This is a genomic window from Sphingobacterium sp. MYb388, assembly GCF_037479535.1.
In the GTDB taxonomy this organism is placed as follows: domain Bacteria; phylum Bacteroidota; class Bacteroidia; order Sphingobacteriales; family Sphingobacteriaceae; genus Sphingobacterium; species Sphingobacterium anhuiense.
Genome location: NZ_JBBGYV010000008.1, coordinates 88,134 through 114,903 on the forward strand (window position 1 = coordinate 88,134; position 26,770 = coordinate 114,903).

General features: G+C 34.7%; 26 protein-coding genes. 7 read left to right on the plus strand and 19 right to left on the minus strand.

Features of this window, described 5'->3' with window-relative positions; genetic code table 11:
• Nucleotides 1-27 precede the first annotated feature (27 nt).
• From WH188_RS20870 to WH188_RS20880, 3 genes are all read left to right on the plus strand, one after another.
• On the plus strand, nucleotides 28-690 hold the full coding sequence (locus WH188_RS20870; protein ID WP_339424608.1) for an ABC transporter ATP-binding protein: 663 nt from the start codon (nucleotides 28-30) through the stop codon (nucleotides 688-690).
• Nucleotide 691: 1 nt separating this feature from the next.
• Nucleotides 692-2,035 carry an ABC transporter permease gene (locus tag WH188_RS20875; RefSeq protein WP_339424609.1) on the plus strand — a complete coding sequence of 448 codons (1,344 nt, stop codon included), beginning with the start codon at nucleotides 692-694 and terminating at the stop codon, nucleotides 2,033-2,035.
• A gap of 176 nt (nucleotides 2,036-2,211) precedes the next feature.
• Nucleotides 2,212-2,688, plus strand: a complete 477-nt coding sequence (locus WH188_RS20880) for a hypothetical protein (protein ID WP_132844481.1) — start codon at nucleotides 2,212-2,214, stop codon at nucleotides 2,686-2,688.
• A 21-nt stretch (nucleotides 2,689-2,709) separates the two neighbouring features.
• Here WH188_RS20880 and WH188_RS20885 read toward each other — a convergent pair whose 3' ends face one another.
• From WH188_RS20885 to WH188_RS20925, 9 genes are all read right to left on the minus strand, one after another.
• Complete coding sequence (locus tag WH188_RS20885) at nucleotides 2,710-3,429, minus strand: 16S rRNA (uracil(1498)-N(3))-methyltransferase (protein WP_168128411.1); 720 nt, start codon at nucleotides 3,427-3,429, stop codon at nucleotides 2,710-2,712.
• Nucleotides 3,430-3,434: 5 nt separating this feature from the next.
• Nucleotides 3,435-4,748, minus strand: coding sequence for a hemolysin family protein (locus WH188_RS20890; RefSeq protein WP_132772221.1), 1,314 nt, complete (start codon nucleotides 4,746-4,748; stop codon nucleotides 3,435-3,437).
• Nucleotides 4,749-4,756: 8 nt separating this feature from the next.
• Entirely contained in the window at nucleotides 4,757-5,299 is a 543-nt protein-coding gene (locus WH188_RS20895) for an inorganic diphosphatase (protein ID WP_021188159.1), read from the minus strand.
• Nucleotides 5,300-5,304: 5 nt separating this feature from the next.
• On the minus strand, nucleotides 5,305-5,955 hold the full coding sequence (locus tag WH188_RS20900) for a DedA family protein (RefSeq protein ID WP_132772219.1): 651 nt from the start codon (nucleotides 5,953-5,955) through the stop codon (nucleotides 5,305-5,307).
• A gap of 176 nt (nucleotides 5,956-6,131) precedes the next feature.
• Nucleotides 6,132-6,545, minus strand: a complete 414-nt coding sequence (locus WH188_RS20905) for an HIT family protein (protein ID WP_132772218.1) — start codon at nucleotides 6,543-6,545, stop codon at nucleotides 6,132-6,134.
• 117 nt (nucleotides 6,546-6,662) lie between these two features.
• The gene (greA, locus tag WH188_RS20910; RefSeq protein WP_021188161.1) at nucleotides 6,663-7,136 is read right to left on the minus strand and encodes a transcription elongation factor GreA; all 474 of its coding nucleotides are present in this window, start codon (nucleotides 7,134-7,136) and stop codon (nucleotides 6,663-6,665) included.
• Nucleotides 7,137-7,278: 142 nt separating this feature from the next.
• Entirely contained in the window at nucleotides 7,279-7,977 is a 699-nt protein-coding gene (locus tag WH188_RS20915) for a response regulator transcription factor (protein ID WP_132772215.1), read from the minus strand.
• Nucleotides 7,978-7,990: 13 nt separating this feature from the next.
• Entirely contained in the window at nucleotides 7,991-9,649 is a 1,659-nt protein-coding gene (locus WH188_RS20920) for a sensor histidine kinase (RefSeq protein WP_339424610.1), read from the minus strand.
• A gap of 7 nt (nucleotides 9,650-9,656) precedes the next feature.
• A complete protein-coding gene (locus WH188_RS20925; RefSeq protein ID WP_168128409.1) occupies nucleotides 9,657-11,546 on the minus strand; it encodes an alpha/beta hydrolase family protein in 1,890 nt (629 codons plus the stop codon).
• Nucleotides 11,547-11,706: 160 nt separating this feature from the next.
• Between WH188_RS20925 and WH188_RS20930 the strand changes: the two genes are divergently transcribed.
• Nucleotides 11,707-11,991: a DUF4286 family protein gene (locus tag WH188_RS20930; protein WP_132844490.1), complete on the plus strand. Its 285-nt coding sequence runs from the start codon at nucleotides 11,707-11,709 to the stop codon at nucleotides 11,989-11,991.
• Nucleotides 11,992-12,005: 14 nt separating this feature from the next.
• Here the strand turns inward: WH188_RS20930 and WH188_RS20935 are convergent, their stop codons facing one another.
• The 6 genes from WH188_RS20935 to WH188_RS20960 form a co-directional block, all read right to left on the minus strand.
• Nucleotides 12,006-12,416: a DUF983 domain-containing protein gene (locus WH188_RS20935; protein WP_031287100.1), complete on the minus strand. Its 411-nt coding sequence runs from the start codon at nucleotides 12,414-12,416 to the stop codon at nucleotides 12,006-12,008.
• A gap of 12 nt (nucleotides 12,417-12,428) precedes the next feature.
• A complete protein-coding gene (locus WH188_RS20940) occupies nucleotides 12,429-12,698 on the minus strand; it encodes a hypothetical protein (RefSeq protein ID WP_021188167.1) in 270 nt (89 codons plus the stop codon).
• A 43-nt stretch (nucleotides 12,699-12,741) separates the two neighbouring features.
• Nucleotides 12,742-13,437 (minus strand): RluA family pseudouridine synthase, encoded by a 696-nt coding sequence (locus tag WH188_RS20945; RefSeq protein WP_168128408.1) that lies wholly within the window; start codon nucleotides 13,435-13,437, stop codon nucleotides 12,742-12,744.
• A gap of 153 nt (nucleotides 13,438-13,590) precedes the next feature.
• Nucleotides 13,591-14,595 carry an MlaD family protein gene (locus WH188_RS20950; RefSeq protein ID WP_132772207.1) on the minus strand — a complete coding sequence of 335 codons (1,005 nt, stop codon included), beginning with the start codon at nucleotides 14,593-14,595 and terminating at the stop codon, nucleotides 13,591-13,593.
• Between the two features lie 4 nt (nucleotides 14,596-14,599).
• Nucleotides 14,600-15,373, minus strand: a complete 774-nt coding sequence (locus WH188_RS20955) for an ABC transporter ATP-binding protein (RefSeq protein WP_132772206.1) — start codon at nucleotides 15,371-15,373, stop codon at nucleotides 14,600-14,602.
• A 2-nt stretch (nucleotides 15,374-15,375) separates the two neighbouring features.
• Nucleotides 15,376-16,134 carry an MlaE family ABC transporter permease gene (locus tag WH188_RS20960; protein WP_132772204.1) on the minus strand — a complete coding sequence of 253 codons (759 nt, stop codon included), beginning with the start codon at nucleotides 16,132-16,134 and terminating at the stop codon, nucleotides 15,376-15,378.
• A 258-nt stretch (nucleotides 16,135-16,392) separates the two neighbouring features.
• On the opposite strand from WH188_RS20960, the gene WH188_RS20965 reads away from it, so the two are divergent.
• The 3 genes from WH188_RS20965 to WH188_RS20975 all read left to right on the plus strand — a co-directional run bounded on the left by WH188_RS20965 (nucleotide 16,393) and on the right by WH188_RS20975 (nucleotide 19,898).
• Nucleotides 16,393-17,883 (plus strand): DUF6600 domain-containing protein, encoded by a 1,491-nt coding sequence (locus tag WH188_RS20965; protein ID WP_339424611.1) that lies wholly within the window; start codon nucleotides 16,393-16,395, stop codon nucleotides 17,881-17,883.
• Nucleotides 17,884-18,031: 148 nt separating this feature from the next.
• Nucleotides 18,032-19,204: a nicotinate phosphoribosyltransferase gene (gene pncB, locus WH188_RS20970; protein ID WP_168128406.1), complete on the plus strand. Its 1,173-nt coding sequence runs from the start codon at nucleotides 18,032-18,034 to the stop codon at nucleotides 19,202-19,204.
• Nucleotides 19,197-19,898, plus strand: coding sequence for a class I SAM-dependent methyltransferase (locus tag WH188_RS20975; protein ID WP_021188174.1), 702 nt, complete (start codon nucleotides 19,197-19,199; stop codon nucleotides 19,896-19,898). The genes pncB and WH188_RS20975 overlap by 8 nt, the downstream gene beginning before the upstream one ends.
• 109 nt (nucleotides 19,899-20,007) lie before the next feature.
• On the opposite strand, the gene WH188_RS20980 is transcribed toward WH188_RS20975, so the two are convergent.
• The 4 genes from WH188_RS20980 to WH188_RS20995 form a co-directional block, all read right to left on the minus strand.
• The gene (locus tag WH188_RS20980) at nucleotides 20,008-20,481 is read right to left on the minus strand and encodes a hypothetical protein (protein ID WP_168128405.1); all 474 of its coding nucleotides are present in this window, start codon (nucleotides 20,479-20,481) and stop codon (nucleotides 20,008-20,010) included.
• Between the two features lie 67 nt (nucleotides 20,482-20,548).
• Nucleotides 20,549-22,147, minus strand: coding sequence for a SusD/RagB family nutrient-binding outer membrane lipoprotein (locus WH188_RS20985; RefSeq protein ID WP_339424612.1), 1,599 nt, complete (start codon nucleotides 22,145-22,147; stop codon nucleotides 20,549-20,551).
• Between the two features lie 11 nt (nucleotides 22,148-22,158).
• Nucleotides 22,159-25,515, minus strand: coding sequence for a SusC/RagA family TonB-linked outer membrane protein (locus tag WH188_RS20990; protein WP_237682886.1), 3,357 nt, complete (start codon nucleotides 25,513-25,515; stop codon nucleotides 22,159-22,161).
• A gap of 111 nt (nucleotides 25,516-25,626) precedes the next feature.
• Nucleotides 25,627-26,715 carry a FecR family protein gene (locus WH188_RS20995; protein WP_339424613.1) on the minus strand — a complete coding sequence of 363 codons (1,089 nt, stop codon included), beginning with the start codon at nucleotides 26,713-26,715 and terminating at the stop codon, nucleotides 25,627-25,629.
• Nucleotides 26,716-26,770 lie beyond the last annotated feature (55 nt).

The following is a 26,770-nucleotide window of genomic DNA, read 5'->3' on the forward strand; positions in this document are numbered from 1 at the left end:
TTGAATACTTTTTCAATATCTGATTTCATGATCAATCCAATCATAGCAACACAGGAACTTTCCTTCCAATACAAAGGAGGTATACCAATCAAATTTCCCGCTATTCAAATTCAAAAAGGTCAACATACACTGCTTCTTGGAAATTCGGGAACTGGTAAAACTACATTGCTTCACCTTTTGGGGGGACTTTCTAAACCGACAGCAGGAAAAGTCTGGATTAATGAAAAAGATATCTATGCCCTGAGCACATCTGAAATGGATAAATTTAGATCGCAACATATCGGCTTTATTTTTCAAGAAGCCCACTTATTGAAAAACTTAACTATTCTTGAAAACATTCAGCTTGCGCAGTCTTTAGCAAAGAAAACAGTCAATAAAAATGAAGTTTTAAGCGTGCTAGACAAATTACAATTGTCTAATAAAGCCCATGCATATCCACAGGAATTAAGTCGAGGCCAATTACAACGTGCCGCTATTGCACGTGCTGTTATTAATAAGCCTTTACTTTTAATTGCTGACGAACCTACTGCATCATTGGATGATCAAAATACAACTAGGGTATTAACACTATTAATGGAAATTGCCGATCAACAGGGCGCTACCCTACTGATCGCTACGCATGATAAAAGAATTAAAAATAACTTTTCGAATACTTACGATCTAAATACACTCAATCCTAACAGCAAATAGCATGAATACTATTCAATTAGTTTGGAAAAATATTAGTAAACAAATAGGATCAACAGCGCTCAGCATATTACTGACGGCTTTTGGTGTTGCCATACTATGTGTACTTTCTATAACCAGCGATAGCTTTGAAAAGCAACTTGAAAATAATAGTAAGAATATTGATTTAGTAATCGGAGCTAAAGGAAGTCCATTACAATTGATTCTATCGAGTGTTTATCACATCGACAACCCTACAGGCAATATCCCTTTGGCTGAAGCCGAAAAATTGCAGCATAACCCATTAATAAAATTGGCTGTTCCCGTATCATTGGGGGATAACTATAGAGGTCATCGTATCGTAGGCACGGATTCTAGCTTTCTCACTTTGTATGAAACTAAAGTACAACAAGGAAAGCTATTTGATAAAGACTATGAAGTTGTTGTCGGAACTGATGTTGCCCGTAAGCAAAATCTTAAGATTGGAGATCAGATTCATAGCTCCCATGGATTAAGTAAAGGCGGACATAGTCATGATGATCAACCGTTTACTATTGTAGGCATATTGGCATACAACAATAATATTACGGACAATCTCATACTGACTAGTCTAAGTAGTGTCTGGGATGTACATGGAATTGAACACCACGATCATGACCATGAATTAACTCCTGCTGAAGTACAGGCTAAAGAGGATCTTGAAGAGACGAAAAGCGCACATCTCCACCATCATGGTGAAGCAGAAGAGGATGAACATGGTCATGATGATCAACCTGAACCCAATATGATGGTAAAATCAATTGGTGCGGATATGATTCATTCTTCTGGTCTTGAAATTACGGCATTGTTAGTACAGTACCGGTCACCAGCTGCGATTGCGGTATTACCTAAGTATATAGCACAAAATACGCAAATGCAGGCTGCCTCACCTGCCATAGAGAGCACGCGCTTATTCTCTCTTTTAGGGGTAGGGATTGACTCATTAAAGATATTAGCTTATATCATCATGGCAATTGCTGGATTAAGTGTCTTCATCAGCTTATACAATGCCTTAAAACAACGAAAATATGATTTAGCGATCATGCGTACATTAGGTGCTTCCAAGCTCAAACTTTTCTCTCTGGTAATCTGTGAGGGAATGGTCATTACTGTAATTGGGGGTTTCTTAGGATTGATTTTTGCCCATATAGCGCTTTATTATATCAATACACAAACAAGCCAAAGTGCTGACTTTATAGATGCATTTAAGCTTGATCCCATAGAACTGATTTTTGTTTTATTAGCCTGTGTAATTGGTATTATTTCAGCACTAATTCCTGCGATCAAGGCATATAAAACAACAATTTCGCATATTTTATCAAACAATTAATGTAAAATGATATTATCATAAGCTTTTGTATTTTTACAAACTGATCTAAGATTTTTACGCACTATTTCGAAATATTTCTGCATATAAATATGGAATTATAAAACGGGAATTTTCAAGGTGAAAAGTTGAAGAGCCCAGCAAAAAGCAAATTTTAAATGTACAAACAAACAATTATAATGAAAAAGATACTCGCTTTCTTTAGTTTACTGATTACCTTTTGTATTACAGCAAATGCACAGATCGGTCGTGATCCCAATACACCCGATCATACGCCAATGATGAATAAAACCTGGGAAGCTGTTGATAAAATGGCTTATAAAGTTTCTTATAGCGGCAGTAAAAAGATCTATACTCCTTTCTATCCTGCAGAGTTAAAAGCTTTAGAAAATAAGATTGTTGAAATGCCCGGTTATATGGTGCCTTTGACCAGTGGCAGAACACATAAAAACTTTATGATATCGGTACTTCCTGTAGCGCAATGTATGTTTTGCGGTTCTAATGGAATCCCGCCGATGGTGGAGGTATTTCTAAAAGGTGACGCCATAAAATTTACAGAAGAGCCTATCAAATTAAAAGGCAAAATGGTCTTTAACAAGGATCCTTTAAAAGGTAATTCGGAAATTACGATAGTTGATGCAGTAATTATAAAATAAAAGAAGCCGCTATTGCGGCTTTTATTTTGATCTGTTTACGAGAGAAACCTCAACACAAGATGTTATTCCTGCTGTTTCGGTTCGTAAACGTGCTTCTCCTAACGAAATCGGTTGATAGCCCAGGTTTAATGCTTGTTCTATCTCCTGTGTCGAAAAATCTCCTTCAGGACCGATCAATAAGATATAATGCTGTTCTGATTGTAAAACTTCGTTTAGATACTGTTTCTCACTATCTATACAATGTGCGATAACTTTGGTAGCTGTATTCGATTCCTGTTGCTTACAGAATTGAGAAAAAGTAATCGCAGGATTCAATTTTGGAATATAGGCCTTCAACGATTGCTTCATTGCTGCTACAATCACTTTATTAAGACGATCTAATTTCACCTCTTTTCTCTCAGAATGCTCACAGATTAAAGGTGTAATTTCATGAATGCCAATCTCTGTCGCTTTTTCTAAAAACCATTCGAAACGATCGATATTTTTAGTTGGAGCAATTGCAATATGTAAGTGATATGAGGATTGCTGATAGTTTTCTTTGACATTTAAAATAGTCAAAACTGTTCTTTTGGGATGTGGGTCCAAAATTTCAGCTTCATACAATCCGCCTCTTCCATCAATCAAGTGAACTTTATCACCTACTTGAAGTCGAAGCACACGAATGGCATGCTTACTCTCTTCTTCACTTAGAATAAAGTTTTTAAAATCAGGTTTAATCTCTTCTGTAAAAAATAGTTGCATAATCGCTAATTATCTTGATCATCATGCATAGACTCAACAAGTTCTAATTTCACAAATTCTATATTCTGTTGTGTTTTACGAATAATCGTAAAGGTATAACCAAATACTTCTTTATACTCTCCTACTTCAGGAATTTTATCAAACAAATCGCTTACTAGACCTGAAACGGTATCATAATCTTGACTTGCTGGTAATTCTAATGGTAAAAACTCATTCACATCATGAATGCTCGCACCAGCGTCCACCATATATTCTGTTTCAGAAATACGTTCAACAACTGGAGTTTCTTCATCATATTCATCTTGAATTTCACCGACAAGTTCTTCGACAATATCTTCTAAAGTAACCATACCGGCTGTACCTCCAAATTCATCCAATACAATAGCCAACTGAATTCTCTTTAATTGAAATTCGGCCATTAAATCATTGATTTTTTTAGTTTCAGGAATAAAGTAGGGCTTACGCATGATATCCTTTAATACCACCTCTTTACCTTTCATTACGATCGGTAAGATATCTTTTGTGTGTACGATACCGACAATCTGATCGATGCTATCAGCATAAATAGGAATACGGGAATATCCTTCTTCTGTTACTGTATTGATAAAATCAATCGCTACACAATCCTCTTCAACTGCTACGATTTTTGTTCTCGGAACCATGATATTTTTCACGATCCGTTCATTAAAATCGAAAACGTTCTTAATCAGCTCATGCTCTGATGATTCTAATGCACCACTTTCTTTACCTTTGTCCAATAAATATTGAAGCTCCTCTGAGGAGTGTGAAGATTCACTAGGATGTGGTTGAATACCTATTAATCGCAATAAGAAATTAGCAAAACCATTGAATACATATATTAATGGCATCAATAACCAATAAAATATACGCAATGGCACTGCCACTTTCATTGTAGTCGCTACAGGTTTTTGAATAGCAATAGATTTAGGAGCAAGCTCACCTAGTACAACATGCAAGAACGTAATGGTTCCGAATGCAAGTGCAAAACCGGTCCATTTAGCCCAGCTTTGTGAAGTATCTACCTGAAAAAAAGAAAACAGATTAGATACGATTTCGGTCATGACTGCTTCGCCTTTCCAGCCTAAGCCTAGAGATGCTAAAGTAATACCTAGCTGTGTTGCAGCTAGGTATTTATCCAAATGCTCTGTAATATTTTTTGCGATTTTAGCAACATTGCTTCCTGATTTTGCTTGGAGCTCAATTTGTGAAGCTCTTACTTTGACTATAGCAAACTCTGCCGCAACAAAAAAACCATTTGCAACTACTAAAAATATTGTCCAAAAAATATCGAGGGCCATTATGGGGGTTATTTATTACCAAATTCTTTATTGTACAATTCTATACTATCCAATAAAATTTGTTGTGCTACTTCACGGCCTTGTACGCCTTCAACCACAACATTTTTCTTTTCTAACGCTTTATAACTTTCAAAAAACTGAACAATTTCTTTCATACTATGTGGAGAAAGTTGTTCAATATCTGTAATGTAATTGTACACAGGATCATTCTTAGCAACAGCAATAATTTTATCATCTTGCTCACCACCATCAACCATGTTCATCACACCAATGATTTGTGCTTCAACCAATGTTAAAGGAAGAATATCAACAGAACAGATTACTAAAATATCCAATGGATCTTTATCATCACAGTATGTCTGCGGAATAAAACCATAGTTAGCTGGATACACTACAGAAGAACTCAAAACGCGATCTAATAATAAAAGACCAGTTTCTTTGTCTAATTCGTATTTTCCTTTTGAACCATTTGAAATTTCAATAATAGCATTTACTGAATTTGGCACATTTGTACCAGGAGATACTTTATGCCAAGGATTTTGTGTACTCATTTGATTTACTGTATATTTTGTTTGTTTTTATTTTCATTCATTTTACGTTTGATCAAAGCAATGACGATCGGTAAGAAGGCAATCGCAATCAATCCAACAATAATATATTCGACATAATTAATAATCCAAGGAAATTCAATACCTAAGAAATATCCTGATAAAGTTAATAATAGTACCCAAAGCAGTGCTCCTGATATATTAAAGATTACAAACTTTTTAAAATCGAGTTTAACAACGCCTGCAAAAATTGGTGCAAATGTACGCACTATAGGTACAAAGCGACCGATGATCAAAGCTGTACCCCCATATTTATGGTAGAATTCTTCAGCCATAATGACGTATTTACGTTTGAAGATAAGGCTATCCTTCCGTTTGAAAAGCATAGGACCTGCTCGATAACCAAACCAATATCCTGCAAAGTTTCCGAGTACGCCAGCTGCAATTAAACCTGCACAAAGCGTCACGATATCAACTTCAATTTTATTTAATGCACAAAATAGTCCAGCTAAAAATAACAAATAATCTCCCGGTAAAAAGAAACCAAAAAACAAACCCGTTTCAGCAAATACAATGAGTAAAACTAAATAAAAACCGCCAGAGCTTAATAATTCCTCTGGGTTCAGTAATTGTTGAAAAGACAACAAAAGATCTTGCATAATTTCTTTTTTACGTTTTCACTTATTTTGTGAAAAATGTCATTATAATATAATCCCTATCTATGACATTTCATATAGACATATAATTTCTATATAAGACTGCAAAGATATGATATATTATAGTCTTTTTTTATATTTATATTTAAAATACTACTTTTAGATGAGGTTGTTTTCGATTAATTATCAGATGTAACATTGATAATTGACTCTTTAATTGTTTCCGCAATTTGGGTAAATTCTTCATGAGTAAGCGACAATCTAGGTCGAGAAAAATTTAAATCTGAAACATTATTTAACGGGACTAAATGGATATGAGCATGGGCTACTTCTAATCCTATAACAGCAACACCGACTTTCTTACAAGGGAAAACGCGTTTGATACCTTGAGCTACAATTTTTGAAAAAACCCAAAGAGCCATATATTCATCATCATTGATATCAAAGATATAGTCAGTCTCGCGTTTCGGAATGACCAAAACATGCCCCTCGGCTAATGGACTAACATCTAAAAATGCTAAAAAATCATTACTCTCAGCTACTTTATAAGCAGCAATTTCTCCTGACACTATTTTTGAAAAAATCGTAGACATATTTCAATTGTTTATAACCCAAATATAAAAAAAGGCTGCATGTAATGCAACCTTAAATAATGATATAACGTTTTATTAATATGCGGTTATGGCAAAACCGCACATAACCGATATAATTTATCTTGTAATTTCTATGATTTCGAATTCAATCTGACCTGCAGGAACGTCTATTACAGCTACATCACCTTTAGATTTACCTAGTAAACCCTTGGCAATAGGAGACTTAACAGAAATCTTTCCTAATTTCATATCAGCTTCAGTTTCGGACACCAATTGATACGTCATTTCAGCGCCATTTTTCTTATTCTTGATCTTTACGATAGATAAAGCCAATACTTTTGATGAATCTAGTTTGGATTCGTCAATTAAACGAGCTCCAGCTAGCGTGTTTTCCAAGTTTGCAATCTTTGCTTCATGCATACCCTGTGCCTCTTTTGCAGCATCATATTCTGCATTCTCAGACAAATCACCTTTATCTCTTGCTTCAGCTATTGCATTCGAGATATTAGTTCTTCCTTCAGTTTTAAGATAGTGCAACTCTTCCTTGAGCTTTTGTAATCCCTCTGCGGTGTAATAAGTTACTTCTGCCATAATTATTGTTATTTGTTTTATCTTAATTATTCAAAAATGAAACAAGACCATGTTATCCTTGTCGGATAACATGGTCTCGCTGTCTATAATACGAAGGTAAGAATTGTTTTTAACAAAACAAATTCAAACCCATTAATTCATTTTAATTCTCTTCCTCATCAACAAATCGATACCCTAAACCCCTAACAGTCTGCAAGTAATAGGGTTTATCAGGATTCTTTTCAATCTTCTTCCTCAATCTAACCACATGCATATCTAAGGTACGTGTATTGACATTTGAACTGTAGCCCCACACAACTTCCATCAACTCTTCACGCGTTATTTCTTTACCGACATTTTGCAGAAAATGCAATAAAATACGATTCTCTAAAATGGTAAGTTCTATTTTCTTACCATCTCTCACAAGTGAGTGAATATTTGGTTGATGCTCAGTTTTACCAAAATGATAGATCTCAGGTGTATTTTTAGGTAAAAAGAAACGAACCTTATTCTCAATCATAGCGATCAATACATCCATATTGAATGGCTTACTTATGTAATCTGTCACGCCAAAGCTGTAAGCTTCGATCTTATCGATATCTTGTGATTTAGCAGTCATCATGATAACAATGTTTTCAAATCCTGCTTTACGTATATTTTCACAAATCTCGTTACCTTCCTTACCTGGCAACATCCAATCTAGCAATACAACATCTGGTTTCTTTTCTAAAATCAACTTTTCAGCCTCATTTCCATCCCCCGTTTGAACAACATTGTATCCTTCCGTTTCTAATCTGTGACGAACTAAAAACCGTAGATTTTCATCATCTTCAATAACAGCTACAGTTATTTCTTTGCTCATAATTAATTATATTTTAAACTGAAAAAATGATAGTAAAGGTAGTTCCTTTACCGATTTCACTTTTAACAGAAATTTCTCCCCCCATAAATTCTGTTATCTCTTTACAAAAGGCTAAACCTAAACCAATACTTCCTTGTTGATTGTATTGACTTTTGATCCGATAGAACTTCTTAAATATATTTGAAAACTCATTTTTATTTATACCTATTCCTTCGTCTCTAAAGATAATAACAAAATTCTTTTTATTTTGTTGTATTTTAATATCTAATACTTTCCTCTTTTGATCCGAATATTTATAGGCATTATCAATTAAATTTTGAAACACACTTGTTAATAATACAGGATCTGCAAGTAGACTGGATTTGACGTTAATTTCTTTTGTTATTTTAAAATCTGAATGTTTTAATTGTGTGGATGCCACAATATTATCGACAAATGTATTTAAGTCAATTTCTTCTCGTTTTAGCTTGATTGTTTTATTTTCAATCTGACTAAATGACAATAATTTGTTCATCAAATTGTTCAGCCGATCTGACTCTTGATCCAATATGTTTCCATACATTATACGCTCTTCATCGGATAGATATTGTGCACTTTTAATATTATTACCAGCAATTTTTATTACGCTAACAGGTGTTTTAAACTCATGTGTCAAATTATTGATAAAATCATATTGCAATTTAAACAACCTACCATTAATTTCTAAATTACGGTAAATCAAATATAAAATGACCAATAAAATCAAATAAACTAAAGAGATCCCCAGCACAACAGGTAAAAAACTGCGATTCACCTCTTTAGAGATGAATGATTCACTGGAATGGAATAACAATTTATAATCTGCCAAAGCTCCGGGTAAAAGCATTTCGGTCACATATTCTTTAACATCCGAGGTGACGGGAGCACGTACTATAGGTACTACCTCAATTCTTTCGTAAAGATTGGGATATATGTTCTTGACATCCAATAAGGTCGGGTCAACGCTAAAAACAAACATATCCTGTTCATAGTTCACAATATGATCTAATTTTGTATCCATGATATCTTTATATACCAATAGATCATTAATGCGCGGAATATTGAGATAAGTAATACGTCCCGGTTGCGTGGAGTAGAAAACACGAAGAATATCGCGATCTGTTAGTTTTGAGCTGGACTGCAACTTATCAATATAACTTGCCACCTTAATCCCCATACTATTCAATTCCTCGTTAAAAGGTCCCATTTCTTCACGTTTGGTGATGTACCTTTTATTTAAACCGCGATTATTAATTGTAAATATGGATAATGTTTTAGGTCTTATATTTAATCCGTTGATAGAAAATCCCGCAAGCATTCTATTATCATTACTAAAAAGCATATCGTAAAATGCGATCTCTTTAACGAATGGATAAGAGCTTAAGACACTGTAAGCATATTTCCCAGCTTCCAAAGAATCCAAGTATCCCTGATAAAAAGAAACTTCGGGAACACGATTTTGAAAAAAATCATTGAAGGGTACCAATGTCAAATCAAAGACCTCCGATTTGCGATTCGTAAATTCGTTATTAACGAGATTTACAGTATAGTTTCTAGCTGCAAATATGACAACAAAATACAATAACGTAACGAAAGCAAAGAAGACAAAAAGCAAACCAAAATTCTTACGATAATTATAACCTGTTCCTCTCATCGCCCCACTATTTACCGATATATTTATCTAAAAATTTCTCCAGCTCCTGATAATATTGAATGACATTTTCATCCTTTTTAAAAGTTCTACCCTCTTCTTCTTTCAATATATATTGTACAGGAATATTATTATTTTTAAGTTTCTGCACAAATTGATTGGCATCTGTTACCGAACTTAATCGATCCTTTCCCCCTTGTGCTATTAAAACTGGAATTTTGACACGATTAGAATGAAATACTGGAGAAATCTGCTTAAACATGCTCGATTCGCGAATGGGATTTCCAATAATCTGATAGTATTTTTGCAAATAAGGTTTTACATATGGCGGTATGTCTCTAAAATATGTAAACAAGTTTGTGTACCCCGAATATGATACTGCACAGGCATACATATCAGAATTAAAACAAGCCGCATGCAATGCTGAATATCCGCCAAAGCCTTTTCCAACAATAGCTATTCTATCTTTATCCGCGATACCTTCTCTGATTAACCATTTTACGCCGTCAGTAATATCATCTTGAATCTTACCTCCCCACTCTTTAAAACCTGCCGACCAAAATTCTTTACCAAAGCCTACTGAACCACGATAGTTCATCTGAAATACAACATACCCTCGATTGGCTAAGAACTGTGCTTCGTGATCAAAACCCCAAATTTCTCGCTGATTAGGTCCATCATGTGGCATTACAACAACAGGAAGATTCTTCCTATCTTCATGCAAAGGGTAGGTAATAAAACCTGTAATGATCTTGCCATCGCGGGCTTGATATTTCACAGATTCTGTTTGCGATAACTCACGATCTTTTAAATTAGGATTGTTATCGGTCAGTTTATGTAATTCGTTATCCTGGCAATCAAAATAATAAATTGCACCAGGATTGGTATCTGTATATGTTCTTATGATGATTTTATTGAAGGAAGAGTCTGAGTCAATGATATCAAATTCAGATCCCTTTGCTTTTTCAGATATTTTTTTAAATATTCCTGCAATCTTATCGTTGAAAAAAAATCTTTTCTTTTTTGAAAGAGTATAAGAGGCATAGAGCATTTCATTGGTATAAGAAGAATATCCACCCCAATCGAGATCTACTTCCTTATTATTAAAAACTTCATACACTTCCTTCTTCTGCTCTAAATCATACTCAACTAACGACAGCTTATCTCTGCCGATATTTGAAAGTGCGTAAATATTTGTTGTCGAGTTTTTAACGAAACCCATCGGTATAATGGTAGAACTGAAATCATTTTTTAAAACCTGATGAAAAGGTTGTTCGTTATCTGCCCTATACATCATTGATTCTTCCACACTATCATTAGCCATGACAAGTCTTACTTGACCATCCTGAGAAAGATACCAAGAATTGATGTTTCCTGAGTTTTGAAGAATCATCTCGGATTTGCGTCCATCAATAAATAATTTATGAAGATCGAACGTTGAAGAATCTCGATCATTGATAGCTACTATAATTCCATTATCATATAATCTTGCCGGCTGTACCCAACGAAATTTTGCTTTCATGGGTTTAATCAATGGTTGAAGGGCGTCCGTAAAAATATTAACAGCATATAATCTTAGGCTGTCATTAGAGGTTTGTTCTATTGAAAATATAATCTCTTCATTATCTCCCCAAACAAAACTATTAACGTTCATATCATTTTGATACGTCAATTGCTTGGAACTGTCCTGATTAGTCAAGTTTAATAAAAAAATATTCTTACAATGATTATCTAAACCGATATAAGCGATAAAATTACCATCGGGAGAAATTTTAAATGATGTCTTTTCAGGAGTTGAAAAAAAACTTTCAATAGGTATACGTTCCGTCTTATTATTCGAACAGCTAATGCCTAGAAACAGCAAGGTAATTAATATAGAAAATGTAATATATGCGCGCATAAACAAACTCATTCGTCAACCTACTCAAAGATTAAAATTAATTAGCAATAACAAATCATGTGCAACTTTATTTTTACAAGAACAGCTAACATTTATTGTACCACGATAATATACAGATATATATTTCAATAAGGCAATTAAAGTTCATATTTTTGCACTTATGTATTTATATAACATATCCATCATATCAGAAGAATCTGTACATCAGGAAATAGTTTCCTGGATAAAAGAAAATCTTCTAAGCAGTACTAATTTCAATCCTCGTTTTTTGGAAATGCTTAATTCTCCTCATGAAGGAGTAACATACTGTATTCAGATACAGGTTTCCAGCGAAGAGGACATTGCACAATTTCAACAAGATCATCTTAGCCATTTACAGCATGAAATTTCATCCAATTATAAGGATAAAGCTTTCATCTTTGACAGTACAATGAAATACTTGTAAAAATAAGAGCGATACTAAATATCGCTCTTATTTTTATTTTCTTCTAAAAGTTCCCACTTGGGATCATAAACAATTTTTGGAGTCATGTAATGCAATAAGACCAATCTTGAATAACGAAAGTTAAATGGAGAAAAGATAATAATTGTTGCAAAAAGGACTACCATATACGTCCACGGGGACTCACTTCCTGTTAATACTGCTGTTGCCAAAGCAAATGTTACCACTTCAGCCACCGACATCGCGTAACTGACATACATGGCCGCATAAAAATAACCTGGCTCGATTTCGAAAGTCAAATTACAAACGGGACATACATCATTTGTTTTTTGTTTACGTAAACCATAGGCAGGTCCGACAAACATATTTCCGACATGACATCTTGGACATTTTGAATGCACAAGCGCATGAATTTTAGATGTTGGCATATCTTATTAATTTTAAAGAATTTTTTCCTGAGATTTATTCGACTTTACAGTACGATATTTTTTATACCATAGAAAGCCCAAACCTGCGGCTGCCAAATAAGGAATGACAAGCAAAAATAAGATTCCATCATTTAAGCCTTTACCTTGTGTATTGCCGTTCTGAGTAGAATTTTCAGCATTTAAGGAACACATAGCACACTGGGCATATACTGAACTGATTGGTGTTACCGTAATCGTGCAAAACAGAACAATTGTAACTAGCAAATACTTAAGCGTTTTCATAATACAAAGATACTTAAAAAATTAAGATTATTTTACAACTACTCTAGTCATTAAACTTAGAAAACTTCTCCCAGAAACCGTCATGCTGTAATGGAGCCTTTAATGTAATCGCCTCTTTTTTGATTGGGTGAACAAAAGTAAGTGATCTGGAATGGAGACAGATACTACCCTTTGAGCTGCCCCGAGGGTACCCGTATTTATTGTCCCCCACTATAGGGCACCCCATCGTGGATAATTGCACCCGAATCTGATGAGTACGTCCTGTTAATGGCTCAACTTTTAATAAATGAAAACCATTCAGTTCACCGATCAAAGTATAATCCAATTCGGCATAGCTGCTTTCTTTCACTTCCTTATTAAAAGCTTTTGTTACCATTTTTTCACGATTTCGCACAAGCCAATTGATCAATTTACCGGCAGGTTCTTGTGGTCGTTGTCTCACAACTGCAAGGTAAGTTTTTTTTACCTGTCTATCTTTAAACAGTTTATTCATACGTTCTAATGCTTTGCTTGTTTTTGCAAAAACGATTAAACCGCTAACAGGTCTGTCAAGACGATGAATAACTCCTAAAAAGGCTTCATTAGGTTTATTGTATTTATATTTTAAATACTCTTTAACCATATCTTCTAAAGATTTATCACCGGTATCGTCTACCTGAACAATATCTCCTGCCCTTTTATTGATTGCGATGAGGTGGTTATCTTCATAGATAACATCTCTATCTGTAATATTATGCATTTAGTTAAAATAAAATCTTACAATAATTATACATATGCAAGAAATCTTGCCTATGTATAAAGGCAAAGATACACCTAATCAGAATAGCTTAAAAAAGTAAAGGGCGATTTTCGAAGAAAATTGCCCTTTACTTTTTTAAATATATTAAAATTTCTATTTCACTGAATCTTTCAATTCTAATTCAGCTGCCTTTTTTGCTTCCTTGTCTTTCTTCTTAAAGAAACCTCTCAATAAGAAATTACTTTGCAAGGCTTCCATGTTTTGATCCAATTTAGCGGTACTGTTATTTAAGTTACGAACAGCCTCTCTAAGCTCATTGCCAACAGCTGGATCATTAATCAATGTACCAATCGCATTATCTTTACTGCTTAATTTACCTGAAGCAGTATTTAAATTTGTCATCAGTGCATTAGCTGTCTGTGAAACGCCCTGCAGTTGTGCTGCAGAAGCTCTTAAACTAGCAAAAACTGCTGTATCTGTAGTCAGATCGTGAACTAAGCCTTTATTCGAATTTAATTTTTCTGTCAATAGAACAAGGTTAGATGTTGCTTTATTTGTACTGGCCATAACCTGACTGATCGACTGCAAAGACATATGAAGCGAAGATAACATGGCTGTATCTGTCAATAAAGATCCAACTACACCACGCCCTTCAACTAAACCACGTGAAATTTCAACAAAATCTGTTGTAATTTTTGCCAAGTTCTGGTTATTAAGCTGTAGGGTTTCCATCATTGCTTCCATGTCTGCGGCTTTCGCAGAACGAAGAAAATCATTAGCTTCAATCGATGGCGCATTTTGAGAACCACCCGAAATCACAATGATTTTATTACCAATAAGACCATCTGATCCTAATTTGGTAATGGCATCTTTACGGATATATTCAGCTGATTTTTCTTCAATGGTCATAACAACCTCAACATCCTGTAAATTTTTAAAATGAATATTCTTTATAATCCCCACTTTAACACCTGAAAACCAAACATTACTACCTACTTTTAAGCCTGCAACATCAGGGAAAGACGTAGCAATTTCGAAAGTTTTAGTAAATTTTTTCTGTTGACTCCCCAGTATAAATATACCTGCAATCAGAATAGCTAATCCTATAAATACGAATAATCCAACTATTACTGCTCTCTTATTTTCTACTTTGCTCATTTATTTAAACAATAAAATTATAATCATAAAACGCTTTAACTCGCGCATCATCTGTTTCAAATATTTCCTTAAAAGATCCCTGTCTTTCAAATTTACCATCTAGTAACATCACAATACGATCTCCTACCGATCGGGCACAAGCTAAATCATGTGTGATGATAATGGATGATGTTTTATACCTTTCTTGGACTTCGTTAATAAGACTATTAATATCTAAACAGGTTATTGGATCCAATCCTGCTGTTGGCTCATCGTACATCATGATATCCGGTCGTAAGATTAATGTACGCGCGATACCAATTCTTTTACGCTGTCCACCAGATAATTCAGATGGCATTTGATTGATTGCCTGTGATAGTCCCACACCTTCTAGCACATCTTCCACCTCTTTATTGATTTCAGCACGTGTAAGATTTCTTTTATTACGAATCAATGGAAATTCAAGATTTTCACGTACCGTCATACTATCATACAAAGCGCTATTTTGAAATGAAAATCCTATACGCAACCGCAACTTCATCAACTCATGGTTATCCAAATCATTAACAGAATTTCCAAGAACTTCAATACTCCCCACATCAGGCTGTAAAAGTCCAGCAATAAGTTTTATTAATACGGATTTACCAGTACCAGAACGTCCCAAAACCACTAAGTTTTCCCCCCGGTATAAGTCTAAATCAACATTTCTTAATACATGGTTCTCTGCGAATGATTTACTAACACCGCGTATTGTAATGACAGAATCTTGATAATCGATATGTGTTTTTACTTTTTCCATCACTAATTTATTATTGATAAAATTTGTACAATGATAATTTCTTCAATAAAAACTAAAAACATGGAAGCTACAACTGCGGCATTAGCCGCTTTACCAACCCCCTCAGTTCCTTTTGAAGAATAATATCCACAATAACAACTCACTGCACCGATAGTAAAACCAAATACAATAGCTCTAAAAACCATTGCCCATAAATCCTGATAACCAATTGTTTCGAAGACTTGTGTAAAGAAACTTAAAAAGCTTAGATCATCTTTGGATGCCATGCTTAGGTATCCACCAAGAAGTCCGATTCCCGCAACATAAAAACATAAAATAGGAATACCTATTGTTGTCGCTATAATACGACTTACAATTAAAAATTTAAATGGGTTTGTTCCCGAAACTTCCATCGCATCGATTTGTTCGGTAACATTCATCGAACTCAATTCAGCCCCTACCTGCGAACCAATTTTTCCGGATGCAATCAGTGCCGTTACCAAAGGGGCTAACGCCCGAACAATAGCAATGGAAATCAATGAAGGTAACATAGAGGTTGCTCCAAACTCTTCCAATGAAGGTCGTGATTGTTTAGAAAAAACAAATCCCACAATAAAACCCGTTAAACTGATTAAGGGTAATGATTTCCATCCAATTTCAAAACATTGACGTATTATTTCCTTAAATTCATAAGGAGGTGTGACAAGTTCTTTCCAGAATCGAATTAAGAATCGATGGATATTTGCGAATTCAGTAAAAAATGATCGAAGTTTATTTAACATTCAAATAAATATTTCCTGTGTACAATATTTTATGACACGATTGAAGGGATAAAGGTACAAAAAATAGGTAATTATTATCAAACCATAATCACTTAGTTTCCGCTTAAGTTTTCTTAGAGCCCTAGAAAACAACAAAATAATCTGGAATAAGTTTTGCCTACATAAAAAACAAATCACAGATTAAACCATATGTACATTATAGGTGTCATACGTATAAAATAAAGAACTATTTTTCACGATCGATAAAAAAGAAATATCATGAAAAAAATTAAATATATAAAATTAATCGCATTAACAGTTTTTAGTATCCTGTTTTTTGCGACGCCCAAATCTTCGTTAGCACAACGTGGATATTCTAATTATAACAGTGGTGTTTCTTTTCAAACATTTTATGATGAACTAGCGCCTTATGGTGACTGGGTAAATGACCGCAATTATGGTTATATGTGGATACCAGATGTAGGTCCCAACTTCCAGCCTTATTCAACCAATGGATACTGGACCATGACCGAATATGGAAATACATGGGTATCAAATTATTCTTGGGGATGGGCACCATTCCATTATGGTAGATGGGAATACAACAACAATTATGGTTGGGCGTGGATCCCAGATTATGAATGGGGACCAGCCTGGGTCAATTGGAGAGAAGGTTCTGGTTATTATGGATGGGCACCATTAGGAATTAATATTTCGATCAATCTTCCTATGAATTTATGGGTATTTGTTGGATCGTCTAACATCTATAGCAATAGATTAGATCGTTACTATGTTCACCCTCGTAATTATAATAATTTTTATAATAGAACTACAATTATCAATAATACTGTTATCATCAATAATAAAAACTATTATGGTGGTCCAAGAAGATCAGATATTGAAAGAAGTACAGGAAGACGTGTAAGCGTAAGAAGTATTAATAATTCTGATAGACCTGGTGCATCACGTGTAACGCGTAGCAGTGTTGATATCTATCGTCCAAATGTGGATCGTAATTCAAGAACTGATGCAAGACCAAGCCGCGTTGCTGAAGCTTCATCCCGTACACGCAGCAACAATACTTCTTTACAAAATAGAAATGATCGGGTGATATCTACAAGAGATAATATGACCAGTACGAGAGGTAGTCGCGAATTATATATTGACAATAGTGGAAATGCTACTGTTAGATCGAGAGAAAATGGATCAACAGATAGATCAAGAAGTAATAATAGTACAACTGATAGAACAGACGGACGTATAAACAATAATGGTGGTAGCACAAGAAGTAACTCATCTAATACAGATAATGGCTCTTCGAATACCAGAAACACCCGGGAGAGAGTACAATCTATCGATAATAATAATAATAATAATACTTCAGTTCGTACAGAAAGACCTGCAAGAAATACAAATACAGTGGAACAATCTAGAACTGAGCGTCCAGCTAGGGTTCAAACGAGTACAAACAATGAAACTAGAAATAGCAGAACTGCACCAACTAACACGGAGCGACCAGCTAGAGTACAGAAAACTTCAAACAACGAAACTAGAAGTAGCAGAACTGCGCCTACGAACACAGAAAGACCTGCAAGAGTTCAGTCATCTTCAAACAACGAAAGTAGAAGTAGTAGAACTGCCCCTTCATCCAATACGGAACGACCTGCGAGAGCACAGTCAAATAGTGTGGAAAGAAGTAATAAAAGTACCAATGAAAGAAGCTCAACACAGTCGGGAGCTACCAGAAGCGGCAGTACACGTACAAGATAAGAATTGAAATAATTTTATGAAGAGGTTTAGTAATGATACTAAGCCTCTTTTTTATGAATAAGACACAAATTGGATTTTCCGAACAATTACTTTAAATTGATGTTAATTATTAAATTTACATCCTTATTCACTTTATATTAAGAGGCCAATGGCTCAACTAACATCCATACTAGACAACGACTTTTATAAGTTCACGATGCAATATGCTGTTGTCAAGTTATTTCCAAAAGCAAAGGCTCGATACCAATTCATTAATCGCGGTCAACATAAATTTCCGATAGGATTTGATAAAAAATTAAGAGAGGCAATCGATGCGATGGCAAATCTGAAATTGAGCAAAGCTGAAAAAACATTTTTTGCCCAAAACTGCCCATATATTGACCCTACTTATTTTGACTTCCTACAGGGCTATCGCTATGATCCTGATGAAATCAGTATTATTCAAAATGGCGAAGATTTAGAAGTTAAAATTGAAGGATATTGGTACCGTACCATTCTATGGGAAGTTCCGATCATGGCTTTAATATGTGAACTTTATTACGAAATAACTGAACAGAAGCGCTTAACGAATGAACAGGTTATTGATGATGCTAAAACTAAAATTGAAAAATATAAGAAATTAAATATTACAATCGCAGATTTTGGTACAAGGAGAAGACATTCTTTTCAGGTTCACAAACTTGTCGTAGAAACATTAAAAGAATATGGGGCTGGTACTTTTATCGGAACGAGTAATGTTCTTCTTGCTATGCAATATCAAATTAAACCTATTGGCACACATGCTCATGAATGGTTTATGTTTCATGCAGCCAAGTATGGTTATAAAATGGCAAATTTGCTAGGTCTTGAACATTGGGCCGATGTATACAGAGGTGACTTGGGTATCGCGCTATCTGACACGTACACAACAGAAGTATTCTTTAGGCAATTTGACAAAAAACTCACCAAATTATTTGATGGTGTACGACATGACAGCGGAGATCCTATAGAGTTCGCTGAAAAAATCATTTCACATTATGTCAATAAGGGAATCGATCCTTTATCGAAAACCATCATATTTTCGGACGGTTTAGATTATGATAAAGTGGCTCATATAACGCAGTATTGTAAAGGCAAAATTGGACATTCATTTGGAGTAGGTACGAACTTCACTAATGATGTTGGCCTGACACAAATGAATATAGTGATTAAAATGACTGAAACACAACCAGAAGATGATGAATGGACGCAGGTAATTAAATTATCGGATGAACCCAAAAAGAACACTGGAGATCCAGCGACTATCAAATTAGCAAAACAAATATTAATGATACATGACTAGAGATATTTACGGCGAAGCCTTAAACGATTATTACATTCATCAAAAAGAGGTAGCGCCTCTACTGTTACACAGTAGTTATGGTGATATTGAAGAAATGCCCGTTGATATATTTTTTCGCGACGAAGACGAGATTCCTGAACTGGAATTTATTGCGCTTTCCCTATGTGATGGACGTGTTTTAGATGTGGGCGCTGGCGTAGGTTGTCACACGTTGTATTTGCAAAACAAAAACTTTGACGTTGAAGCACTTGAAGTATCGAACATAGCCTGTCAGATCATGCAACAGAGAGGGGTTCAAAAAATACATCATAACGATTTTTATCAATTCAAAGATCATAAATATGATACGCTCTTGTTCTTGATGAATGGAATTGGATTAGCAGGCGATATAGAAGGCTTTAAAAACCTTTTGATTCATGCTGAATCCATATTGACAGATCGTGGACAGCTTATCTTTGATACGTCAAACATCGAGTATCTTTATGAGGAATATAAAATAAAACGACCTGATCACTATTTTGGAGAGATAAATTATCAATATCAATATCAGGGAAATTTTGGGGACAAATTCAAGTGGTTATATCTGGATCAAAAGATGCTCATTAAAATTGCACATGAATTAAACTGGGTAGTACAAATTCTATTTGAAGATGAACACGACCAATATTTAGTTCGTATGGAAAAGAGAAAATAGTGCCCACTTAATGAGATACAACAAAGCCTTTCGGAAATATTGCGAAAGGCTTTGTTTTTTAATAAGTAGCAATTTTAAATACGATTACCAACCTGATAATTAAAATGGGCTATTTAAGCTTGATATAGGTTTCAATTATTATTTGTTTAACACCTAATTCTGGAAGATTTTCTTCACCTTTTTGAATAAGTGTATCTCCTTTTTGAGTTAGCTCAAAATCAAAAGTATTATTTTCCCAGTCGCGCATGCTGCAATACTGTAAATGTTCTTTATATTTATTACCATTTAGTGTATATGTACCTCCTCCCGAGACAAATAATGGTTCTTTTCCTTTCCCTTTCTCTTTATCGTGATTAAAAAAAGAAAAATGATCTCCATTAAACATCTTAAACATCTCTGTTTTTGATGTATCTGTAAAAGCAAGAATCGTGTCTGTTCCTTTTATGGTTTTACTTTCAAGTAAACGATAGGTTCCTGCAATATTTTGTATACTTTCCACAGGTTTATCAGACTTTGGCGCACATGATGAACATGCAGCAACAAATGACAAAATGATTAACTTTTGATTTATTAGGTTTTTCATAAAATGGTTTTTTATTTTAACAGAGATCAAAGTACTTGCATTTGATCTCTGTTAAAGATGCAAGAAATTACTTATCCCACCAAACACGTCCGGTTAATTTATCTCCACCAGTTACTGCATTTGAAGCTGCTTTATAATTTTCTGGATTCTCAGCAGCTTCCATTACCGGATAAGGAAATCTTCTCGGGATAGTTCCTCCTGTTGCATTTCCCGGATAATTACCGATCGAAATTAAAATAGGATATCCTGTTCTTCTCCAATTACTCCAAGTTTCATAAAAATCGAGCATTGTGATAGTATGTGCCCAATATTGGGAATTAATTTGATTAAGTGCATCACTTGTATTCAAAGGGTTTTTAATAACATACTCTTCTGCCTCTGCTTCAGAAATCCCTAATGTAGAACTATACTGATTTAAATATGTAAGTCCCGCTTTAACTCCATTTTTATAATGCTGTGATGCACTACCGCCAATACTCCATCTCTGAGCTGCCTCGGCCCATAGAAGTTCTGTTTCAGCATATGTTAGAATAAATGTAGGTGCCTCTCTTTTGATCATTTCAGGGTGAGCCGAAGAGTATTCATCCATTTTTGTAAAATTCGGGTCACTTGCAATATTGTATTCTGGTTTAGCACCTAAATCTTTACCATTAGGCATTCCTTTCTGTTTTGCTGGATCAGTAATAAAACTTGCATTTTGATCTTTATTCCCGTCAGATAAATATAATTTAGTAACAGCTATTTTAGCCAGTCTTGGATCATTTGATTTTTTCAAGAAATTGATAAAGGTCTTGGACCATTTAGTATAAAAATGCTCTTGCCCTCCATCACCTAATAACACTTGGCTATTTCTATTTTGAGTGACGCGTGCACCAGAAGTTTCATGTTTTAGATAAGCATTGTCATCATTAGACGTCATGGTCTTATTAATAACTTTATTCGCATATTCTTTTGCTTTGTTTTCATCGACCTTAAATAGACGCATTGCTAGACGTAATATAAATGAATTTCCAAACTTCTTCCATTTATTAATATCACCTCTATATATTACATCTCCGACTAAATTCTCACTAGAAGCTGTTAATGCATTGGTAGCTTCATCTACTTCCTTTAAAAGATCATTATAAATATCTTGTTGCTTATCATATTTTGGTGTATATATTTTATCATGATAACCCAGACCTGCTTCTGAATAAGGAATATCTCCATACAAATCTGTCAGTCTTGCAAAAATTAAAGCTTTCCAGATTCTTGCTATTTGATGCAAATTGTTATATTCCGGTTTTCCTTTTGTATTGTATACCAGATCAGCAATATTGCGCACTTGCTCAGAATAAGCGCCGACAGCAGATGTACCCCAATAAGCCGTTGTATATGCTTCATTTAAAATATATTTATCTCCAGCCCAATAACTCACCACTGTAGAAAAACCTTGCATCATTGTAGACGCATAAATTAAATTTGCTCTCCAAGTATCGTAAGCGAAATCGGTACTTCCTGTATAGGTCAACTGTGACGTTGATAACAAATAATTAGGATTAAAATTCTCATTCGTATATGCATTGGGATCCGTGTTGATTTTTTCAAAATCTTTTGTACAACTTCCTGCACTTAGCAATAGTGTAACTGCTAAACCCGATATAATTGGTTTAAATATTTTTCTCATTGTAAACTTCATTAAAATTTAACACTTAAATTAGCACCAAACGTCCGTACTGCAGGTACTCCACCTAACTCCAAACCAGGAAATGTTGCATTGTAACTTGATTCAGGATCAATATTATCCGTTTTCTTCATCAGCACAAATAAGTTACGGCCTACAGCACTAACATTAAGGGATTTAATTCTATTATTGAACATTTTAACAGGGAAATTATAACCAATTACAACTTGTCTCAATTTTATAAAATCTGAACTTTGAACAAAGTTTTTTGAAACGTTATTTGCAACATTCGTATAATAGGCCGCTGCATTTGTCCCTAAAGATTCACGATTATCCAATGTTGCTTGATGTAATCCATTGATATATCCATAATAATTAGTTGCTGAAAACAATTTACCGCCCCATTTTCCATCAATCAAGAACGAAACATTTAAATTTTTATAACTGAATTCATTATTCCAGCCTGCAAACCATTTATTCATAGCAGACCCATAGGCTTCCAAATCACCTCGAGCAGGTGATTTGGCATCATCATCCAGTAAAACGATATTCCCATTTGCATCGTATTTATTATCAAAGGCCATTACCTGATGAATAGATTTACCGACTATTATTGACGTAAAACCTACTCCTGAACGAGAAGTTGCAATCGTTAATGGATTACTCTCATCAATACCATCCGCTAAAGAAAGTACTTTATTATCATTAAAAGATCCATTTAAAGTTGACACCCATTTAAAGTGATCATTCTTAATAATTGTCGCAGAAAGTAAAGCTTCAAATCCCTGATTTTGCATTTCACCAGCATTTAAAACTGCTGCAGAATATCCTGAAGTAGTTGCAACCTTTACATAAGTAATCTCATTTTTCGATTTTTTATTATACCATGTCAAATCCAAATTTACACGATCATTAAAAAGACGTAATTCTGTACCAATTTCAAGTTCTTTTGCTGTAGATGGTAATAGCGAAGAATTTGGAATGTTAACATTTGAAATAATTCCAAGAGGTTTACCCTGTAAAGACTCGCTCCTTAATCCGTAAGTCAACATGGTTTGAAAAGGATCTGTAGCTTGTCCTACTTGTGCAAAACCTGCTCTTAACTTACCGAAACTTAACCATGATGGTTTTAAATATTCAGAAAAAATAAATGATGTAGAGATCGACGGATATACAGAATTTAATTTATTATCCTTGCCAGGGGAAGCCAAAGTTGAGAACCAATCTGACCGCAAACTTCCATTTAAGTAAAGAACATCTTTGTAAGCAAACTCCATTGTACCATAAACCGACTGCATCTCATTTTGATAATAACCCAAAGCGATCGATTTATTTAATGCATTACTTATTGTATAAACAAATGGAACGGCAAAATCTACTCCGTTATTGGTTGTCTGTTGAGATTCAGTATTACGGTATGCAGCTCCAACATTGGGAGTTATCGAATAATCTCCAAATTGAAATGATTTACCAAGTAATATGTCTGTATTAATGTCAACAAATTTTGTATTCTGTTCACTAATCTTACCAGTAGCGTAATAAGCTGTACCTGTAGGCAATACATTTGTATATTGATCGTTATAGCCATCCCTACCTGCGCGTCCTTGGATAAATAAGCCATTAATAAACGTATATTTTGCGGCTATTGAACTTATTGAGCGATCACGCTTTGTATTATTTTGAAATTCATAAGCGGCAAACCATGGATTAGTAGCATATACATTTCCTGTATTGAACGCAACCTCATTACCATGCTCATCTTTCCACGGTTTTAAGTCATCTACATTGACACTTGTTGGAATAAACATTGCATTAAAATTAGCATTCCCTGCACCGTCCGAAAGCATGGGTCTATTTTTCACCTGCTCATAGATCAAATTAACACGAGCGTCAATCGTCAACCTTTTGATCGGCTCAAACATACCTGCCAGATTAAATGACTGCCTATCTAAACCAGAATTAGGAACTACCGATTTATTTTTAACATCAGATGCTGATAAACGGATCGAGCCACCATCGAAGCTCTTGTTTAGAGCAAGCGTATTGGTCCAAGTACTACCTGATCTATAAAAACGATCTAAATTCCCCTTTTGTAAAGAATATGGTCTTTCTTTACCATCAAATTGAACAACAGGTGTACCATCTAATTTTGCTCCCCAACTGGAACTACCGACTTGAGCTGCTGCTTTTTGACTATTTGGTTTTACACCACTAGCCCCTTGCCCATAGATTGTTTGCCAATCAGTTTGGTCAATTATTTGTTCTCCAACAAAGTTACTATTGAAATCAATTGAATTACCTTTTCCAGATTTAGTTGTGATCAAAATTACACCTGCTTTAGCACGTGCACCATACAATGCTGAAGCCGCAGCTCCTTTTAATACGGAAATACTTTCAATATCATCTGGGTTAATATTACTGATCGCGTCCCCTAAATCGGGTGCATTGTCCCACTGGCTTCCAGAATTACCTTTTGAATTGGCATTTCCAACACCTACAGGTTTATTTTCCATGGGAATACCATTAATAACATATAACGGTTGATTCGTCTGACTTATACTGGAAATACCACGAATCGTTACATTCGTCGCAGCTCCCGCTCCCCCAGAAGTACTACCGATATCCAAACCAGCAACCTTCCCAACTAAGGCATTTACAACATTATTTTCACGCGCTTGCGTCAACGATTCACCTTGAACCTGAGTAACCGAATAACCTAAAGAGCGTTTCTCTTTTTTCATACCCAACGCAGTCACAACAACTTCATTGAGCATACGATTATCTTCCGTCAAAACGATTTTAATAGAAGTATCATTACCCAGAACCGGCTCCTCTGAATTGTAACCAGCAAATGAAATGACAAGTGTATTTCCCGTCAGTGCGTTAATGGAGAACTTACCGTTTAAGTCAGTAGCTCTTGCGACTGCAGAACCTTTAACACGAACTGTAGCTCCCACGAGTGGGTTGCCTTTTTCATCTGTTACAATACCTTCATAAACTTTATTCTGTTGCTGGCTGACAACCACCAAACCCTCGTTTGAGATACTATATGTAAGGCCAGTCTTATTAAATAATTTGGCTAAAATATCCGTAACTCGTCCATTCTCAATCTGCATGGAAACCTCCTTATTCAGATTGTCGTTACTTGAGCCATAGACGAAGTAATAGTCACTTTTTTCTTCAATCATTTTAAGTACTCTGCTCAATTTTGTTTTTTGGACATCAAGCGATACTTTTTGTTGGGAATAAACATTAGCCGAAACATTCATTACGACAAATGCACTCATAATCAAGGTTAGTTTCATCCGTATAATGAATCTAAAATGCACAATGTAGCCATTACGCATTTGCAATAAGCAATTTTTTATCATACTTTAGTATTAGGTTTAAAATTCAATAAAGAGCAGCACGTTTTTCCAGAATTGCTGCTTAAGAATTAATCTTTTTTTCAAGGATGGCGTTGGTCCGCCATCCTATTTTTTTTAGTAAATGGTTATTTTTCTTCCATATATCTCATAATTAAAAGGTTCTACTTTTTGTAATGCATTTAATACTTGGTTTATATTTTCTTTTGAAAAAGTCGCTGTAAATCGATAATCTTCAAGATTTCTATTTTTAATCTCTATATCCACATCGTACCATCGTTCTAAGATATGTCGCAATGATTCAAAATCTTGGTCCATGATTTCTAATCGATTATCTTTCCAGGCAATCTCCTTAGAACTGACGGCAGGTTCATCTACTGAAAAATCTTGAATTTTGATTTCCTTAACGTTGCTTTTTAACGCTTCCTTTTTAACGGCGGGGTCTTTTTTAGCCTCAATAAATTGATTTTTATATAAGATAATTTTCTGATTAGGCTTGATAATCATGGAGTTCTCATTAATTCCCTTACTCCGCATCTCAATTAATCCCTCCACTAAAAAAGCTTCAGATGTTCCATCATTAGGATAGGATTTCACATTGAAAGTTGTTCCAAGGACAGAAATATCAAAATCATTCGCGTAAACGACAAAGGGCTTCTCTTTATCTTTTTTAACTTCAAAAAAGCCTTCTCCAGTTAGATAGACATGTCGTGCATGATCATTAAAATCCTTATCAAGTTCCAGTTTACTATCAGAATTTAATGTTATTGTGGTGCCATCTGGCAAATCAAATGTTTTCTTCTCTCCTTTTTTAGTTTCGAATATCTGGGCAGCTACAAATTGATCCAACGGCTCAATTCTTTTAGAATAAAATTGTGTATACCAAAAGTAAGCGAAACCGAAAAGGGCGAGAACTGCAGCAATACGAAATAAGTGAGAGAGATGCCAAGAAAAAATAGAAAGTTCATTTTTCTCCTCTTTAAGGCGCGCTTTCATATGCTCTAACCTTTCATTAACAGCAGGTTTGTTGCCTACAAGAACTTGATATAATCTTTTAGCATGTTGAATCGTTTCTAACTGCTCAGGATGATTGACAATATACTGCTCCCAATATTGTATGCAAGATTTATTTTCTCCAGAACAATACTTCTGGAAAGTATCATCTATTAAAAAGTCTTCAATATTGTTGTAATCTTTTTGGCTCATTCTTTAGGTCTTTATTATAGAGTGCAGAGGATTGTACTTTTTTCCTAAAGAAATT

Excerpts from the sequence above, each read along its gene's own strand:
- WH188_RS20900 (WP_132772219.1), bottom strand. The coding sequence starts at position 5,955 with ATGCAAGATCTTTTGTTGTCTTTTCAACAATTACTGAACCCAGAGGAA.
- WH188_RS20875 (WP_339424609.1), top strand. The coding sequence starts at position 692 with ATGAATACTATTCAATTAGTTTGGAAAAATATTAGTAAACAAATAGGA.
- WH188_RS20990 (WP_237682886.1), bottom strand. The coding sequence starts at position 25,515 with ATGATAAAAAATTGCTTATTGCAAATGCGTAATGGCTACATTGTGCAT.
- WH188_RS20980 (WP_168128405.1), bottom strand. The coding sequence starts at position 20,481 with ATGAAAAACCTAATAAATCAAAAGTTAATCATTTTGTCATTTGTTGCT.
- WH188_RS20950 (WP_132772207.1), bottom strand. The coding sequence starts at position 14,595 with ATGAGCAAAGTAGAAAATAAGAGAGCAGTAATAGTTGGATTATTCGTA.
- WH188_RS20915 (WP_132772215.1), bottom strand. The coding sequence starts at position 7,977 with ATGAGCAAAGAAATAACTGTAGCTGTTATTGAAGATGATGAAAATCTA.
- WH188_RS20965 (WP_339424611.1), top strand. The coding sequence starts at position 16,393 with ATGAAAAAAATTAAATATATAAAATTAATCGCATTAACAGTTTTTAGT.
- WH188_RS20890 (WP_132772221.1), bottom strand. The coding sequence starts at position 4,748 with ATGGCCCTCGATATTTTTTGGACAATATTTTTAGTAGTTGCAAATGGT.
- WH188_RS20935 (WP_031287100.1), bottom strand. The coding sequence starts at position 12,416 with ATGCCAACATCTAAAATTCATGCGCTTGTGCATTCAAAATGTCCAAGA.
- WH188_RS20895 (WP_021188159.1), bottom strand. The coding sequence starts at position 5,299 with ATGAGTACACAAAATCCTTGGCATAAAGTATCTCCTGGTACAAATGTG.
- WH188_RS20975 (WP_021188174.1), top strand. The coding sequence starts at position 19,197 with ATGACTAGAGATATTTACGGCGAAGCCTTAAACGATTATTACATTCAT.
- WH188_RS20955 (WP_132772206.1), bottom strand. The coding sequence starts at position 15,373 with ATGGAAAAAGTAAAAACACATATCGATTATCAAGATTCTGTCATTACA.
- WH188_RS20985 (WP_339424612.1), bottom strand. The coding sequence starts at position 22,147 with ATGAGAAAAATATTTAAACCAATTATATCGGGTTTAGCAGTTACACTA.
- WH188_RS20945 (WP_168128408.1), bottom strand. The coding sequence starts at position 13,437 with ATGCATAATATTACAGATAGAGATGTTATCTATGAAGATAACCACCTC.
- greA (WP_021188161.1), bottom strand. The coding sequence starts at position 7,136 with ATGGCAGAAGTAACTTATTACACCGCAGAGGGATTACAAAAGCTCAAG.
- WH188_RS20905 (WP_132772218.1), bottom strand. The coding sequence starts at position 6,545 with ATGTCTACGATTTTTTCAAAAATAGTGTCAGGAGAAATTGCTGCTTAT.
- WH188_RS20870 (WP_339424608.1), top strand. The coding sequence starts at position 28 with ATGATCAATCCAATCATAGCAACACAGGAACTTTCCTTCCAATACAAA.
- WH188_RS20940 (WP_021188167.1), bottom strand. The coding sequence starts at position 12,698 with ATGAAAACGCTTAAGTATTTGCTAGTTACAATTGTTCTGTTTTGCACG.
- WH188_RS20885 (WP_168128411.1), bottom strand. The coding sequence starts at position 3,429 with ATGCAACTATTTTTTACAGAAGAGATTAAACCTGATTTTAAAAACTTT.
- WH188_RS20930 (WP_132844490.1), top strand. The coding sequence starts at position 11,707 with ATGTATTTATATAACATATCCATCATATCAGAAGAATCTGTACATCAG.
- WH188_RS20920 (WP_339424610.1), bottom strand. The coding sequence starts at position 9,649 with ATGAGAGGAACAGGTTATAATTATCGTAAGAATTTTGGTTTGCTTTTT.
- WH188_RS20880 (WP_132844481.1), top strand. The coding sequence starts at position 2,212 with ATGAAAAAGATACTCGCTTTCTTTAGTTTACTGATTACCTTTTGTATT.
- pncB (WP_168128406.1), top strand. The coding sequence starts at position 18,032 with ATGGCTCAACTAACATCCATACTAGACAACGACTTTTATAAGTTCACG.
- WH188_RS20925 (WP_168128409.1), bottom strand. The coding sequence starts at position 11,546 with ATGCGCGCATATATTACATTTTCTATATTAATTACCTTGCTGTTTCTA.
- WH188_RS20960 (WP_132772204.1), bottom strand. The coding sequence starts at position 16,134 with ATGTTAAATAAACTTCGATCATTTTTTACTGAATTCGCAAATATCCAT.
- WH188_RS20995 (WP_339424613.1), bottom strand. The coding sequence starts at position 26,715 with ATGAGCCAAAAAGATTACAACAATATTGAAGACTTTTTAATAGATGAT.